Raw genomic sequence first — 14,735 nt, forward strand, 5'->3', positions numbered from 1 at the left:
CGCCCCCCGCGCGTCGCGCGCTCAGCTTCGCCGCGTGATCAACTCGCAGACGCGTTGTGCCGCGTCGCGCAGTGGTGCAAGACACGATTGAATCATCTGCGTCGCTGATTGTCGTTGTGCATTGCCGCTGACATTCATTGCGGCGATGATGCGCCGCTGGCGGTCACGAATCGGCGCCGACATCGAAATCAGGCCTGCTTCCAACTCCTGGGCGACGATGGGCCAGCCTTTTGTTCCACCTGTGCGATGGCCTGCTTGATCTGGGCCTTGTCAGTCAGCGTGCGCGGCGTGCGTTGCGTAAGCGGCGGTGCATCCAATATCGGGTCGATGCGCTCGTGCGGCAATTCCGACAGCAGCACGCGGCCCATTGACGTGCAATACGCCGGCAGGCGACTGCCAATGGATAAGTTCTGTGATGATCGAGTGTGTCGGCACGCGCAGCACGTAGACGATGTCGGTGTGGTCGAGCACCGCGGCCGCGGTGGTTTCCCGGAGTGGCCAACCATCTCGGCGCGCAGCGTAAAATCTTCCTGCACAGCGAGAACGGGCTGCTTGGCATGGGCCCGGCGCCAGCGCCCGGCGACGAGGACGACGAACTGATCAACGCGGGTAAGCAGCCTGTGACGCTGCTCACCGACGGTTGCTACTTCCACTATGCCGATTCGTTTGCGATGCTGCGTGGCAGACACCTGGACTATTGCGTGCTCGGCGCCTTCCAAGTGTCGGCGGACGGTGACTTGGCGAACTGGCACACCGGCGCGCCGGACGCGATCGCGGCCGTCGTCGGCGCCATGGACCTGGCGATCGGCGCCAAGTAGGGGTTCGTGATGATGGAATTGCTCACTAAGCAGGGCGACAGCACGCTAGTGCCGCAATGCATGTATCCGATCACGGGCGTGTGTTGCGTGGACCGCGTCTACACCGATGTGGCGGTGTTTGACATCACGGACGAAGGTGTGGCGGTGCGAGAAATCTGCGTGGACACGCCTTCGCGCAGCGGGTGACGCTAACCGGCTTGTCGCTGACTGACAAGACGGCTGGCGTGTGAAGTGAGCACGCGCTAAGGGGCCGCAGCGGCCGTGCGGCCCGCCCACGCATGATCTGAGCCACTGACGAGGAATCCATCATGCCATTTGCGTCGATTGACGGAATTCACCTGCATTACCGTATTGACGGTGCCGAGCATACCGAGGCGCCGTGGGTCGTGCTGTCCAATTCGCTGGGCACGCGACTTGCCATGTGGGATGCCCAAGTCCCGGCGCTGAGCGTGCATTTTCGCGTGCTGCGCTACGATACGCGCGGACACGGGCAGTCGGATACGCCACCGGGGCCCTATACAATCGGACGGCTGGCCGATGATGTGGTCGCGTTACTGGATGCGTTGGGCATCGAGCGTGCGCACTTTTGCGGTTTGTCGATGGGCGGGCAGATCGGCATCGCGCTGGGCGCGCGCCATAGCGACCGGCTCATTCGGCTGGTGTTGTCGAACACGGCATCCAAGATCGGCTCGTCGCAGGTGTGGAACCCGCGCATCGCGAAAGCGCGCGGCGAAGGCATGGCCGGCTTGGCCGACGCGGCTATCGAGCGCTGGTTTACGCTAGGGTTCCGCGAGCGGCAAGCCGCGCAGGTAGAGCCGTTGCGGGCGCAACTGATGGCCACCGACCCCGAGGGGTATGCCGCAAACTGTGAGGCGGTGCGCGATGCGCACTTGCGCGACGAATTGGGCCGCGTCACCGTGCCGACGTTGGTCATCGCTGGCACGCACGATGTTGCGACGAGCCCGGAGCAGGGCCGGGCAATGGCCGCGGCGATCCGGGGAGCGCAGTATCTCGAACTCAATGCATCGCATCTCTCGAACATCGAACAACGTGACCCGTACAACCGTGAGCTGGTGGCATTTCTGCGGGGCGCCGCATAACAGGGGCCGCTGACATAAGCCAGCGTCATGCCGCGTGAGGAAGCGCGGAGCGCAGCACGTCGAAATTGACTGGCTTGGGCAGCACCAGCAGGCCTTCCCGTTGCGCCAGACTCAACTTGTCGGTGTGCCCAGTGACCAGGATCACGGGCAAGCTGGGGTCCGCGTCGCGCAGCGCGATGGCCAGGTCGATGCCATTCATCGGGCCGGGCATGGTCACGTCGCTGATCACCGCATCATATCGTGCGTGCTGATGGTAGATCTGCAGGGCTGAATGGGCGTCCGGCGCGGTGGTGACTCGATGACCATCTAGGTTCAGCACTGCCGCCGTCGCCTCGGCGACCTCATTATCGTCCTCCACCAGCAGGAGCTCAAGCCCGGTCATGCCGGTTAAGGCGTGGCGCGCACGCGCCGCGCGGCTCGGCCGGCCGTCGGGTACCGTGTTGGCGTCCGCCGGCGTCGTGGCGGGCGATTGCCGCGACAAGGGTTCACCGCGCGCCGGTGCGGGAATCTCGCTGCCAGACGCCGATGGACGCGGGACAGCCCCGTCGCGCTCAGCGGCGTGCGGCCCGGCGTGGGCGGGTGCCTCGGCTTCGGCGGCCGGCGCGGCCGCCGGCAGGAACAAGGCGACCGTCGTGCCCACGCCAGGATGGCTAATGATTTGCGCATCGCCACCGGCCTGCTGGCAAAAGCCGTAGACCTGCGGCAGCCCGAGGCCGGTGCCCTTGCCGAGTTCCTTGGTCGTGAAAAATGGCTCGAACGCGCGCGCCGCCACGTCGGCGCTCATCCCGCAACCATTGTCGCTAACCGCGATACGCACCCGCTCCGCTTCGGCTGCCGGCGCCGCGCCGGCGCGCTCGTGTGCCGCCTGGTGGTTGTTGGCCGAAATGGCGATCCGGCCGCCGGCCGGTAGCGCGTCGCGCGCGTTGGCGACTAGGTTGATCAGCGCAAGCTGCAGGTCGGTGGGGTCCGCCAGCACGGACCACACGCTGTCGGGCACGGCGATGCGCACGTCGCACTGTGGGCCGGCGGACGCCTCGATCAACCCCTTCCACTCGGCCAGACGACTGCGCAGGTCGATCCGCTCGGCCCGCGTAGGCTGCTTGCGCGAGACGCTGAGCAAACGACGAGTCAGGGCTTCGCCAGTGTGCACGGCTCGTTCAATGGCCCGCCACTGCTTTGCCATGTTGCCCTCGCCCATCTTTAGGCGGATGAGCCGCGCATTCGCGGACAGCACCATCAGCAGGTTGTTGAAGTCGTGCGCGACGCTGCCGGTCAGTCGGCCCAGCGATTCCATTTTCAGCGCGTGCCGATAGTCTTCCTCGGCCGCACGCCGCAGCGAGGCTTCCGCCTGCCATTGACGCCATGCTTTTTCCTCGTTATCGAGGCGGCGCAGTGCGACGAACGCCACCAGGAACAACGCGATGCTGGGCACGACTGAAAAGCCGGTGACGATCGCGGTGCGAGCGAGCCAACGCGAGAACACCTGGTCCAGCCGCAAGTAGTCGGTGACGTAGACGTCCCGCGAGCCCACGCGCCGGTAGCCGATGATCGCTTGCGTATCGGCCAGGTGGACCCGCTCGGTGCCGCCCAGTTGCGCGGCCAGCACGCCGCGTGGCACCGGCGGCTTGATGTCGCCGGGCGCCGGCGGCGGATAGCGGGCGAGCAACGTGCCATCATTGCGCATCAGCGCGAGCTGGCCGATGTGGCTGCCGGTCACGAGTTCACGATAGAAATCCTCGAAGTACGACGCGCGGATCGATAGGGCGACGACGCCGGCAAATGAGCCATCGCTGAAATGGCGCGGCGTGACGACATCGAAGATGTGGTCACGGTGTCCCCGCAACGGGATCGCCTCGGTCACGTAGTCGCCCTGGTTCCACTGGGCGGCGCTGCGGAATGCGTCGGTCTGCGCAAGACTGCGCGGCACGCCCAGATAGGGATCGTTGGTGACCACGAGCCGGCCGCTTGCATCGTATATGCTTACCGCGGCCAAATGATCGAAAGGTGCGGCAATGGAGCGCAGCTTGGTGATCATTGCATAGTTACCCAACGCGCCGCCATGGAATTCGGCATCGTAGATCGCCTGCAGGACCCTGTCCCGGATCACTTCATTGAGCTCGAACACCTTCAGCGCCTGCTCCTCGGTGATCCGCGACGAACGTGTGGCGAATCCACTGGCGTCGTCTAGCGCTTTGTGCCAACTGGTTAGGCCGTAGTACAGTAGGAACCCCGCCGGCAGCACGACGGTGGCGATGAGCAGCACGACCAATGCACGGCGCAACGTGGCAAAGTCGCGCATCGGCGCGTTGGGCTCGCTGTGCCCGGACAGCGGCACGGGCCAGTCCGCCCCGACGGTTGCACGATTGTCGGCGGTTGCTGGCTCGCTCGGCCCTGCAGGTCTTTTCGCAGGCGTGCGCATCTCAAATAGGGACACCCTTGTCGACAAAAGATCCTCTATTTTAGGACCATCGTGTGAACCCGAGCCGGCCGTGGTTCGCTTTACTGTTAAGATGGTGCCGCTTTTTACCGGCCGGCGCCGCTGGCGTGCGCCACATCGTTCCGCCTATCATGTCCTCGTTGCTTCGTTTCCTGGAACCGTGGGAGCCCTCGTTCGGGCTGGTGTTCATCTTTGTTGCGGCCGCCATGCTGTTCGCGCGCGGCACGCTGCGCCAACGCGTGAGCATCGCGCGCCAGGCAGCGTTCTGGACGGGATTCGTGCTGTTGTATGTCGCGCTGCACACGCGAGTGGACTATTACGCCGAGCATCAATTCTTCGTCCACCGGCTCCAGCACTTGGTGCTGCATCATTTGGCGCCGCTGCTGGTCATGTCCGCCTATCCGGGCAGCGTGATGCGTGCCGGCATGCCGCTGCGCTGGCGCGGCATGCTGCACCGGCTGGCCCGGCGGCGTGCGTCGCGTATGGCCGGTGCCGTGCTGCTCAACCCAACGTTCATCTCGTTGGCGTTTGTGATTTCGGTGCTCTTCTGGCTCATTCCGTCCGTGCAGTTCATTTCGATGCTCGACTGGCGCATCTATTTGTTCATGAACTGGTCGGTGACGATCAGTGGTCTGCTGTATTGGTGGATGCTGCTAGATCATCGCCCGAGCCCTCCCAGTCGGGTGAAGCCGGGCGTGCGGGTATTGTCGCCGGTGATCACAATGACGCCGCAGATCCTGGCCGGCGCGATCATCACGTTCTCCTCGCGCGACCTGTACCCGATCTTCACGTTGTGCGGTCGCGCCATGGACCTGTCGCCGGCGCTGGATCAAAGCCTGGGCGGGCTCATCATGTGGGTGCCCGCGGCCATCATCGAAACGATCGGCGGCTTGATGGCGCTGCGGCACATGATGCGCCTGTCTATGCTGCCACCACGTCGCCCCCCCGCACGGCGCGCGCGGGCTGCCACGCCGGTGGGCGTTGTCGTGGCTTCTCCATCGCGGGCCGCTCGCTCGTAGCGCGGGGTCGCTGCGCACCACTGACGCGTCGAGCTGGCGGCACGGCTCGGCGTCATTTTTGCACCGTGCGAAAAGAGATCGGTACAATGGCCGGTTGATTGCCGGGCATTGGCCCGGGCACATGCAGAAAGGATTTCATGAAACTGATTCAAACCCGTCTCATTTCGCGCCTTGTTGCTGGCCTCAGCATTGCCGGCGGCGTGGCGGCCTGCATTTCGCCCAATCCACAGGCGATCGACTATAAGCGTGCCACGCGGGCGAAGGGATCGTCGCTGGCCGTGCCCCCGGACATGACCCACGAGATCGCTGATCAGCGTTCGCTGCCGCCTCACGGTGGCTCGGCATCGCTGTCCGGATTGCAGCAGGTGCAGCAGTCGGCGCCCGCGTCGATGGGCGACGCGGTGCTGCCGCCGGTGCCGGGCATGCATATCCAGCGCGAGGGCACGCAGCGCTGGCTGGTGATCGACAAGCAGGCGCCCGTGCAAGTGTGGCCCCAGGTGCGGCGTTTCTGGCAGGAGCAGGGCTTCGTGCTGTCGCTGGACGCACGCGATCGCGGGATCATGGAGACGGACTGGTACGAAACCCACCCGCAGGTGCCGGATGGCCTGATCCGCAATACGTTGTCCAAGGCGCTCGGCACCGGCTATACGACCGGCCGGCGCGACAAGTACCGCACGCGGCTCGAAAGCGCGCCGAATGGTGGAACGTACGTGTTCATCAGCCAGCGCGGGTTGCATGAGCAGTTGTTCGGCTCGAACAATGAGCAAAGCCGGTGGGAAGATCGGCCGAACGATCCGGCGCTGGAAGCCGAGTACTTGAAGCGGTTGATGCAAGCGTTAGCGCATAACCAGCAGGGCGGTGCGTCGACGGCCGCGGAGCCGGTGGCCGCGTCCGCGCCCAAGGCCGCCGACGCGGCGACTCGTGCGTCGCAGGCAGCGAGCAAGGCGTCCAAGGCCGCCGCGACGCCGATCGGGCAGACCGACATCACGCTTGCCGAGTCTTACGACGACGCGTGGCTGCGGGTTGGCGTGGCGTTGGAGCGAAACAATTTCACGGTCGATGACCGCGATCGCACGCGTGGCTTGTATTTCATTCGTTACGTGGATCCGAACGACTTAAGCTCGGCCAAACAGGGCTTTTGGAGCCAAGTATTCCACGGCCGCAGGGAAAAGGCAGCGAAGCAGTACCGTGTGAATGTGCGCGCGCTGACCGAGACGCAGACGAGGGTCGCGATTGTGGGCGAGAGCGGACAGGTCGACGATTCGAAGCAGGCGTGCCAGATTCTGTCGCTGCTGATTGACCAGTTGCGCTGACCTTGTCGCTGCTGATTGACCGGTTGCGCGGGCCTTGTCGCTGTGATCGCCCGCGCTGACCGGACCGTCATTACGGGCGGCGTGCACAGCACGCCGCGCCGCGTTGCAGCCCGCGCCGATGCCTTGACGTCACGTCGTAACGGCTGGCGCTGTCATGCCGATCCCCGCATTCTCATCGAATGGGCTCCCTGCCGGGCAAGCTCCTCTTTCTACTCAGTAGGTGGCCGCCGAGGTTGGCCGCTGATTCAGCGAATGCGCATCAGTTGACGCGCCAGCGGATTGCCATCGTCCGGGTCCTGGCAGCGCGCACTCAACGTGTCGCGATTGGGTGCGACTCGACGCGCTCGCGCCAACCGCCAAGCCCGGTCTCTTGCCCGTGCCGACGCGAGTCCGATGACGCCATTGCTTATCCTCGTAGGGCGACGAGTTTTGCCCCTGCCTTATGCTGCGAGGTAGGGGCGCTTTGCCGCGTTGAGCGGGGCGGCGGCACACGCGTCAGTGTGCGTCGACGACGTCTAGAATCAGGATGATCGTCCAGTTCGCTTCGCCCTCGTGGTGATACTGCCGCTCCGCGACAATGAACGGGTGCTGTTTGCCCGGCGGGCCCAGAAACAACACGTCGCCCTCGACGGGCAGGCATTCGATCGGTGGCAGCGCGATGTACGGCTCGTTGCCGCGCGCGGTGCGCGGCATCAGCTTCTCGATCTTTTTCGAGGCTGCCTCGGTCCATTCGATTTCGAGTTCGATATTACTCACACCATCCTCTATGTCGTTGCGCTCGTGCATCGGGCGCGGGACTGTAACACGAAACCGACACCCATAAAAAAGCCGAAGCTTGCGACGCTTCGGCCCGATGGCACCTCAGCGCTCGGCATGCTGCGCCGCACGCTGGTTGCAGCCGTTACTGGCTTGCTGCCGACGGCGCGGTAGCGCCGGCCTCGGGGGCCTGCCGCGCGTGTCCGGCCTGATGATGCTTGGCAGTCTTGCGATGCTTGGCCGGTGCGTGCGTGGGTGCTGCTGGGGCTTCCGATTGGGCAGCTTCCAGCGCCTGGGCGCGCTGCTCGATGTCGGCCGCCTTGGCCGGGTCGGTACTCATCGTCACGCCGCGATCAGTCTGCGCATACGCCGTTGCGGCCAACAAGGAAACGAGCAATGCCAGGGACACTTTCTTCATCTTTACCGCCGTAGAGTGACAGCGTTATCGGGCCCATGACCGAAAGTGCCATATTATCCGGCAGAGCACGGATTCTAGCTAGCAAATGGGTTGATCTGCCGCAACATTGTAACGACCTTGCCGCGACGTGACATCTTGTTGCATCACGGAAACAATAAATTCCATTCAGCGGTTATTTTTTCCGCGCATACTACGGGGATGGTTTGGGCGCTGTCAGAACCACCCGATCCGCCGGTAGACATGAAATTGCGCAAGGCCGATCCATTCGTGCCACGCGATGCTAGTGTTGACGACATGGGCCAGGCGTGGCCTCCAACCTGGGTGTCGCCATCTGTGGTTAGAGACGCACGGCACGATGTCGAGGCCGAAGTGGTGAAAGTCGAGCAGCGTGCGTGGCAGGTGATACGCTGACGTGATCAGCACGATTTGGTCATAGTGGTGCCGACGCAGGATCGCGCCGGTGTTGCGGGCGTTCTCGTACGTGTTCAAGCTGTCGGGCTCGAGCATGATGTTGGCCGCCGGCACCCCGCGTGATACCAGATGCGGTTGATAGTTGGCCGCTTCGCTTTGCTCGTGTTTTTGAGGATTGCCGCCGCTTACCACCAGCGTGCAATGGGCGTGTTGCGCACGGCATAACACGAATTGCGCGGCTGCCGCGTCGATGCGTCGCCACGCGTCGAACTTTGGCACTAGCCGATGCGTATCGTCATATTCAGTGCCACCGCCGAGCAGCACGATCGCGACGTTGCCGGCGTAGCGTGGGGGGCTCGCGGCTGGCACACGGGTTTCCAGCGCGTGCAGCGCCGGTTCGCCGAGCCATCCGGTGCACAACAGGTAGGCGAACAATGCCGCCGCGACGCAGGTCGTAGGGCGGTGACGGCGCGATACGGCGATGGCGACGAGCCAGAGGAGCGCAACGAATGCAACGAGCATGGAAGTCGTGTTTCGGTATCGCCCCGACCGGCTGCGTGCTGTTTAAGGTGAGCGAATTTGGGCGGTGAGTGTCAAGGGTCCGCCGGGTCGAACCGCGCCGGTGACGGTGGCGTCGGTAACGGTGTGCAGCCGGTCGCGGCACGACGATTATAAGCGGACATGTCGAATGCGCCGGCCATCCTGGCCGGTGCCAATGTGGAGGGCGGGATGGATTATACGAACGAGGCCGTGCTAGAGGGCCTGCGGCGCGCACAATACCGGCAGGTGCCGTGGCCGCGTCGGCCGCGAGTGTTCGAATTCCTGCGCGAGCAGGGGCTGATCGGTACCGCACGGCAACCCTCACCGCTCGTGCCAGGCTATCACGCGCCCGTAGATATTGCGGTGCTCAGTGTCCGGGGCAAGACGGAGTTGGGTCGACTGGAGCGCCGTGCGCGCCTGCCTGCGTGGTCTGTTGAGCGCGAGCTTCGTTATGCGTGTGACTCGGCCGCGTCGCTGCTCGCGCACGCCGAGCCTCAGCCGTAAGGGTGGACAGCATCGCGCAGGGCGGCTGTCGCGGAGCCAGGGTAACAAAAAAACCCGTATCCGCGTGGATACGGGAACATACCGGATGTTACTCATTGCCACGCTGTGCTCATGGCATAGTGTCGGACAGGGTGGATGCGCGCAGGTTCCCGCGCGTGCGCAATGCACAAAAGTAAACGAATGTTTCCTGTGCCAGCCGGCCAATGGGGAGTGCTATCGGGCCGGCGTGCCGATAGCGCCCCCCAGGCCGGCCAGTGCGCGGGAGGGTCCACGAGTGGCGGCCAGTGGCGTGAAACGTACTGAAACAAACTGCCGCTTCGCGGCCCGAGCAGGCATGCGTGCCGTGGCCAGGCGTGCGCGCCGTGCTCGTAAAAGCGATCCGCCCGACACGAGGGCGGATCTTCGAATGCCAGTCAAGTCAGGCCATCTTCACCGGCGCGCGCCATGACTCGGGATTGGTCCAGAACGCGCCGCGCAGCCGGTCGCGGCTCGGTGGCACGGGGGGCTTGACGGCCGACGCGCCGATGCGGCCGCGCAACGTGATGGGGCGCCCAGTGCCGGCGAGGCGGCGCACGAGCTCGGTTAGCGTGCCGTCAGCTTGCCACTCGTCGAAGCGCCGGCGACAGGTTGGCGGTGACGGATAACGACCGGGCAGCTTGGACCATCCTTCCCCGGTCGACAAGACCCAGAGCACGGCGTTGACCACGGCACGCGGCTCGACACGCGGTCGGCCGCGACGTTCGACACGCGCCGGCTCCTCGCGGAACAGCGCCTCGACCAGCGCCCATTCGTTATCTTTTAAATCGTCGAACAGCATCATCGTTTCACCTCAACGAAGCAAACTCGGTGCACTGCCCCACGCCGCGCACCTTGATCCTAACCCTGGCAGTGGGTCGCCGGTCTCCTGGAAGCGGGCGTCACTTGAGTCGCTGCGTTAGCCAGGCTTGTGCGCATGACAAATGCAGGAACCGTGCCATTGGACCGGCATGGAGATGCCGCAGCGCCAGCCAGGGCGGCCGGCTGCGACGGCAACTGAAATGCATGTCCGCTTAGTCGTGTATCTCAATACGGAATGGCTTGATAAGAAATCGGGACAATCACCAATCGCGTGCATGTCGCGTCACGTCGGTGTGCATCGATGTTCGATGGTGCACCGTGGTACATCGCGTCGCGCAGCAGGGCTCGCGTCGCTGCCGTCATCGCGGCAGCGACGCTCGGCCGATGCAGCGACGCGCCAGTCCATCGTATGATTGCATCATTGCGCGTATTGATGAATTCAATGAATGAATGTGACGCTTAGGCAACTCCGGGTCTTCATCAAAGTCGCGCACCTGCAAAGTTTCAGCCGGGCAGGCGATGAAATCGGCTTGACGCAATCGGCCGTCAGCCGCTGCGTGCGCGAGTTGGAGATCGAACTGGGATTGAAACTGGTCGAGCGCACAACGCGCGACGTACACCTAACGGACGCGGGCGCCAACCTGTTGGGCGGCGTGTCGCGGCTGCTGTCCGATTTAGATCAAGTGCTGCGGGAGATCCGGGAGATCGGCGAGCAGCGGCGTGGCCGAGTGATCGTGGCCGCAAGTCCGACTATTGCGTGCCGGCTGATGCCTCGTGTCGTTGCCCATTGCCAACAACAATTCCCGTATATCCAGCTTGGCCTGCATGACGATGTGCAAAGCGACGTGGTGCGCAAGGTGAAGTCCGGCGAAGTGGACTTTGGCGTGATCGTCGGTGCTCTGGCAGCCAATGACTTGGTTGGCGAGCCGGTAATGACCGATTCATTTTGCGTTGTCTGCCTGGCCAACCACCGGCTGGCTGCCGGCACGCAAGTGCAATGGGGCGCCTTGGCCGGCGAGCCGCTCGTGCTGCTCGGCCCGGAGTCGGGCAGCCGGCCGATCATCGACCGGGTGCTGCGCGAGCATGGCGTTGTCTCGCCGGTCGTGCAGGAGCTGGGGCACTCGGCGACGGTGTTGGGTTTGGTCGAGGCTGGTGTGGGCATCAGTGTGCTGCCGTGGCTGTCGCTGCCGTTGCCGGCCCATTCCGGCCTGGTCGCGCGTGCGTTGGTACCACGCGCGCAGCGCACGGTGGAACTCGTGCGCCGCCGCGATCGCTCACTGTCGCCGGCTGCCCAGGCGGTATGGGAACTGGTGCGCGCGCTGCCCGCCCGGGCCGAGGACCTGACATGAGCGGGCCTCGCGGCGCGCAGGGCATGGCGCACCGCACACGGCGCCTCACACGCGCGCCCTGATCTTTACGCATGATGTTTTTTTGCGTACTATAATGTTCAGTCACGCGGTTCCTTACGGAATTCCTCTGGCTTCCCGGCGCGGTGTGGTCCGTGGTCATCCTGCCAACCCCCGGACGTGCTCCCATCAATATGATCGATCAGAAGCGGGCGAGCGCGGTCTTTCGTCATGCGCGCTGTTCAGGCGCTTTTGATCCGGTTCATTGGCCAAACAGGTCTGGTCCAGCTGAATGAATACCCAAGAGGCGAAAATCGTCCTCGAGACTGCTTTGATTTGCGCACAGGAGCCGCTCAGGGTCAGCGACATGCGCCGGCTGTTTGCCGACGCGCTCTCGGCTGATACGATCCGTGCGCTGCTCGAAGAGCTGCGCACGGACTGGCGCGATCGGGGTGTCGAGTTGGTATCGGTGGCCACGGGATGGCGATTCCAGAGCCGTCCGGCAATGCGCGCGTTCCTGGATCGGCTTAATCCGGAGAAGCCGCCGAAGTATTCGCGTGCAGTGCTCGAGACGCTCGCGATCATTGCGTATCGTCAGCCGGTCACGCGTGGCGATATCGAGGAGATTCGCGGTGTCACGGTCAATACGCAGGTCATCAAGCAGCTGGAGGACCGTGGATGGATCGAGGTGATCGGCCATCGTGACGTGCCCGGCCGGCCGGCGCTGTACGCAACGACCAAGCAGTTCCTGGACGATCTCGGGATGGCCACGCTGGACGAGTTGCCGCCGCTGTCTGACCCGAGCCCGCAGCAGGGGCAGGCTAATCTACTGGCGCAGCGCGCTATCGAGTTTGTCGATGGCCACGAGGAGCCGAACCGCGCTGCGGTGATCGGTGACGAAGCACAGGGCGCGCGCGACGCAGCCGGCGATGATCCGAGGGCGGCGCCCCAGCCGGGGCCTGTGACGGGCGAGAGCGCTGACGCGCAGCGCACCATCGCGCAGCCCGTGTCTCCGGTCCCAGCCGTGGGTGGCCACCGTGATGCGGCCAAGACGCGCACGGTCCCGCCCGCGCACGATCCGGAAGAGGACCCAGTAGCGCACAGTCATGCCGACGGGGGGGGCAAGCACGACGGGCTCGCGCACCCAGCAGCGGCGGCCGCCCCTGGCGACGTCGAGAAGTTTGATGAGCAGACGCCGAGCAACCCAATATCGCACGGCGTTTGACGAGACACGTACACCGACGCCGGCGCAGCCGAATGGCGCGTGCCGGCATTCTGACATTCAGAGGTTGTTTTGAACGAGAACCACGATCCCGATTCTCTCGAGTCCGGTCCTGCCCGCGTGGCGGCCGTGGACGATCGCGATGCGAGCCAGCGCGCCTTGCCGGTGCCGCCGGCCGCGGAAGGCGGCGACGGCGAAGAGCGGCCACGGCGCGGTTTGCGTCGCGGGCCGCGCAGCTTGATTGCTCGCCGTCGCGCGGTGGCCAAGTCGAAGGCGACCGATGCCCCGCCGGCTGCGGTGACCGAGGCGCCGCCCGACGGCGAACTCGTCGCGCAGGTGCGCCTACCCCGCAAGGATCCCGCTAACAAGCGTCAGGGCAAGGGCGCCAAGCGTGACCCTGGCGCGCGCCGCGATGCCGATGCACTTCGTCGCGAGCCGCGCGCCAGGCGTGACGCCAGCGCGGCGCCGGCCGGCGGTGCCGAGAAAGGCGTAGGGCGCGACGACGACGTGTTCGCCTACGTCACGTCGCCGGCGTTCGATGCCGACAACAGCGGTGCGGGCGGTGTGCGCGCGCCGATGCTGCGGCGCGGCCGCAAGGGCGGCGCGCCGGCCGGCAAGCGCACGCTGTCGGCCGATGACGACGCGCCGAAGCTGCACAAGGTGCTTGCCGAGGCCGGCATGGGCTCGCGTCGCGAAATGGAGGAATTGATCATTGCTGGGCGCGTGTCGGTCAATGGCGAGCCGGCGCACATCGGCCAGCGGATCATGCCAACCGACCAGGTGCGCATCAACGGCAAGCCGGTCAAGCGCAAGCTGCCCAACAAGCCGCCGCGCGTGTTGATTTATCACAAGCCAGCAGGCGAGATCGTCAGCCACGCGGATCCGGAAGGTCGCCCGTCGGTGTTCGACAAGCTGCCGCCGATGAAGACGGCGAAATGGCTGGCCGTCGGTCGGCTGGATTTCAATACCGAAGGCTTGCTGTTACTCACCACGTCCGGTGACCTCGCGAACCGCTTCATGCATCCGCGCTACCAGGTTGAGCGCGAATATGCGGTGCGGGTCATCGGCGAATTGGCCGAGAGTGCGCGGCAAAAACTGCTAAGCGGCGTCGAGCTCGACGACGGTCCGGCGAGCTTCCTGCGTATCCAAGATGGCGGTGGCGAGGGCACCAATCGCTGGTACCACGTGGCGCTTGCGGAAGGCCGCAACCGCGAGGTGCGTCGCATGTTCGAGGCCGTGGGCCTGACCGTCAGCCGGTTGATCCGCACGCGTCATGGCCCGATCGTGTTGCCGCGTGGCCTCAAGCGTGGCCGTTGGGATGAACTCGAGGACAATCAGGTGCGCGCGTTGATGTCAGCCGTCGGATTGAAAGGGCCGGGCGAGGACAAGGCGGAGCGCAGCAAGACGGCGCCGCGTCGCCAGCCCGATCCGATGCAGACGGCGCTCGGCTATATCGGCTACGATGCGCCGGGTCCGCAGCGGCGATTGGGTCGCGGTGCGCGTGGCGGCGCGAACTGGACTTCGTCCACGCCGCCGGTGCCTGGGTACACCGGCTTTGCCGCCGCGCACGGGCACGGCAATATGACGGGTGGCAACCGTGATAACCGTGACGACAACGGCAATCGAGCACCCGGCAAGGGTGGCAACCGCGTGCAAAAGGGCAATGCGCGCGGCGCTCGCGGCGCGCAGGCGGCGCCGCGCCAAGGCGGCGCGCGGCAGGGCGGTGCACCGCGCGCGCGCCCGCGCAGCCGTTAAGCGTACGCCTGTCGAAGGCGCTGCGAGCGCGCGGCATCGCGTGCCCATGGGCGCGCGCGTGCCACCGCGTGGTCGCGTTTTGGTTTCGATAGGTCGCGTGGATTGCGGGTCGCGGCGAAAAACGCTATAATTTCGCAGTCGCTGGGCACACGTTTTATTATTTAAGGTGCGGCTCGAGGCGCGACCACCGGTAAAGGAAGATGGGCGTGTTGGCGCCCATTTTTTTTTGCCGTTGCCGCAGTGCGTCGTTATCGTGGTA

General features: G+C 65.0%; 12 protein-coding genes and 2 pseudogenes. 8 read left to right on the forward strand and 6 right to left on the reverse strand.

Going from position 1 to position 14,735, the window contains the following annotated elements; genetic code table 11:
• Positions 1 to 21 precede the first annotated feature (21 nt).
• Positions 22 to 489: pseudogene (locus tag KQH60_RS06795) on the reverse strand (IclR family transcriptional regulator C-terminal domain-containing protein); the annotation flags it as partial.
• Between the two features lie 5 nt (positions 490 to 494).
• Here KQH60_RS06795 and KQH60_RS06800 point away from each other — a divergent pair.
• Both KQH60_RS06800 and pcaD read left to right on the forward strand, forming a co-directional pair.
• Positions 495 to 1,048, forward strand: a pseudogene (locus KQH60_RS06800) (CoA-transferase); the annotation flags it as partial.
• Positions 1,049 to 1,126: 78 nt separating this feature from the next.
• On the forward strand, positions 1,127 to 1,918 hold the full coding sequence (gene pcaD, locus KQH60_RS06805) for a 3-oxoadipate enol-lactonase (RefSeq protein WP_237575748.1): 792 nt from the start codon (positions 1,127 to 1,129) through the stop codon (positions 1,916 to 1,918).
• Positions 1,919 to 1,943: 25 nt separating this feature from the next.
• Here the strand turns inward: pcaD and KQH60_RS06810 are convergent, their stop codons facing one another.
• Positions 1,944 to 4,253, reverse strand: a complete 2,310-nt coding sequence (locus tag KQH60_RS06810; protein ID WP_237575749.1) for a hybrid sensor histidine kinase/response regulator — start codon at positions 4,251 to 4,253, stop codon at positions 1,944 to 1,946.
• 233 nt (positions 4,254 to 4,486) lie between these two features.
• Here KQH60_RS06810 and KQH60_RS06815 point away from each other — a divergent pair, with 233 nt between their 5' ends.
• Together KQH60_RS06815 and bamC are read left to right on the forward strand one after the other, a co-directional pair.
• The gene (locus KQH60_RS06815; RefSeq protein WP_237575750.1) at positions 4,487 to 5,374 is read left to right on the forward strand and encodes a cytochrome c oxidase assembly protein; all 888 of its coding nucleotides are present in this window, start codon (positions 4,487 to 4,489) and stop codon (positions 5,372 to 5,374) included.
• A gap of 137 nt (positions 5,375 to 5,511) precedes the next feature.
• Positions 5,512 to 6,687 (forward strand): outer membrane protein assembly factor BamC, encoded by a 1,176-nt coding sequence (gene bamC / locus KQH60_RS06820; protein WP_237575751.1) that lies wholly within the window; start codon positions 5,512 to 5,514, stop codon positions 6,685 to 6,687.
• Positions 6,688 to 7,182: 495 nt separating this feature from the next.
• Here bamC and KQH60_RS06825 read toward each other — a convergent pair whose 3' ends face one another.
• The 3 genes from KQH60_RS06825 to KQH60_RS06835 form a co-directional block, all read right to left on the reverse strand.
• Positions 7,183 to 7,443 (reverse strand): DNA-binding protein, encoded by a 261-nt coding sequence (locus tag KQH60_RS06825; RefSeq protein ID WP_237575752.1) that lies wholly within the window; start codon positions 7,441 to 7,443, stop codon positions 7,183 to 7,185.
• A gap of 145 nt (positions 7,444 to 7,588) precedes the next feature.
• Positions 7,589 to 7,861: a hypothetical protein gene (locus KQH60_RS06830; protein ID WP_237575753.1), complete on the reverse strand. Its 273-nt coding sequence runs from the start codon at positions 7,859 to 7,861 to the stop codon at positions 7,589 to 7,591.
• 213 nt (positions 7,862 to 8,074) lie between these two features.
• A complete protein-coding gene (locus tag KQH60_RS06835; RefSeq protein ID WP_237575754.1) occupies positions 8,075 to 8,794 on the reverse strand; it encodes a YdcF family protein in 720 nt (239 codons plus the stop codon).
• Positions 8,795 to 9,001: 207 nt separating this feature from the next.
• Here KQH60_RS06835 and KQH60_RS06840 point away from each other — a divergent pair, with 207 nt between their 5' ends.
• Positions 9,002 to 9,316 (forward strand): hypothetical protein, encoded by a 315-nt coding sequence (locus KQH60_RS06840; RefSeq protein ID WP_237575755.1) that lies wholly within the window; start codon positions 9,002 to 9,004, stop codon positions 9,314 to 9,316.
• A 418-nt stretch (positions 9,317 to 9,734) separates the two neighbouring features.
• Here the strand turns inward: KQH60_RS06840 and KQH60_RS06845 are convergent, their stop codons facing one another.
• On the reverse strand, positions 9,735 to 10,136 hold the full coding sequence (locus KQH60_RS06845) for a transposase (protein WP_237575756.1): 402 nt from the start codon (positions 10,134 to 10,136) through the stop codon (positions 9,735 to 9,737).
• A gap of 463 nt (positions 10,137 to 10,599) precedes the next feature.
• Here KQH60_RS06845 and KQH60_RS06850 point away from each other — a divergent pair, with 463 nt between their 5' ends.
• The 3 genes from KQH60_RS06850 (at position 10,600) to rluB (ending at position 14,476) form a co-directional block, all read left to right on the forward strand.
• Complete coding sequence (locus KQH60_RS06850; protein WP_237575757.1) at positions 10,600 to 11,502, forward strand: LysR family transcriptional regulator; 903 nt, start codon at positions 10,600 to 10,602, stop codon at positions 11,500 to 11,502.
• Between the two features lie 289 nt (positions 11,503 to 11,791).
• Complete coding sequence (gene scpB, locus KQH60_RS06855) at positions 11,792 to 12,724, forward strand: SMC-Scp complex subunit ScpB (RefSeq protein WP_237575758.1); 933 nt, start codon at positions 11,792 to 11,794, stop codon at positions 12,722 to 12,724.
• A 126-nt stretch (positions 12,725 to 12,850) separates the two neighbouring features.
• Positions 12,851 to 14,476, forward strand: a complete 1,626-nt coding sequence (rluB, locus tag KQH60_RS06860; RefSeq protein ID WP_237576080.1) for a 23S rRNA pseudouridine(2605) synthase RluB — start codon at positions 12,851 to 12,853, stop codon at positions 14,474 to 14,476.
• Positions 14,477 to 14,735: the final 259 nt, after the last annotated feature.

Source organism: Mycetohabitans sp. B8, assembly GCF_021991875.1.
GTDB lineage: Bacteria > Pseudomonadota > Gammaproteobacteria > Burkholderiales > Burkholderiaceae > Mycetohabitans.